Annotated in this window: 1 protein-coding gene; it reads right to left on the bottom strand. The window is 32.6% G+C overall.

Annotated features, from left to right (window positions below; translation table 11 throughout):
• The coding region (locus FC87_RS06685) for a hypothetical protein (RefSeq protein ID WP_156656554.1) at positions 1-460 on the bottom strand (460 nt) is incomplete at its 3' end.
• Positions 461-524: the final 64 nt, after the last annotated feature.

Raw genomic sequence — 524 nt, 5'->3', positions numbered from 1 at the left:
CTTTGTAAAGTAATTTAATACGTTTAAATTGAGTGTTTTTATCAGTGACGCTAAGCCAATCCCTAACAACCCCCAAATTATTTTGACGAACATCTATATAATTTAATAGTTCCCAAAAATCTAGTTTTACATCACCTTGCGAAATTCTTTCGAAAGCAAGCGCATCAATAATTTTTTCGGGTAGTTTAATCTGTTTTTTCTGCTTCTTTAAATCGCTAACAAGTGTTACTTCAGTCCCATATTCATTAACTACTGCTAGATGATCCATCATTTTTGAAGTGATCGGATCAGCTTTCAATTCTTTTTTAGTAGATAACCAATCTGAACGTAACATCATACTGTCATTAAAAGTATCAGATCTAACAAAACCAGGTACATAACTATGATCCAATCCCAAAACCAATCCGTCACATACTTTGGAAACTTTTCGTAATAAAATCACATATCTACGTTTGCTCATTATTCTGCCTCCTTTTTATTAGTTAGCTTTCTGCCACATTTAGGACAATATTCAATGCCAACTA

Source organism: Fructilactobacillus florum DSM 22689 = JCM 16035, assembly GCF_001436645.1.
GTDB classification, from domain to species: domain Bacteria; phylum Bacillota; class Bacilli; order Lactobacillales; family Lactobacillaceae; genus Fructilactobacillus; species Fructilactobacillus florum.
This window is presented reverse-complemented; position numbering and strand designations above follow the sequence as displayed.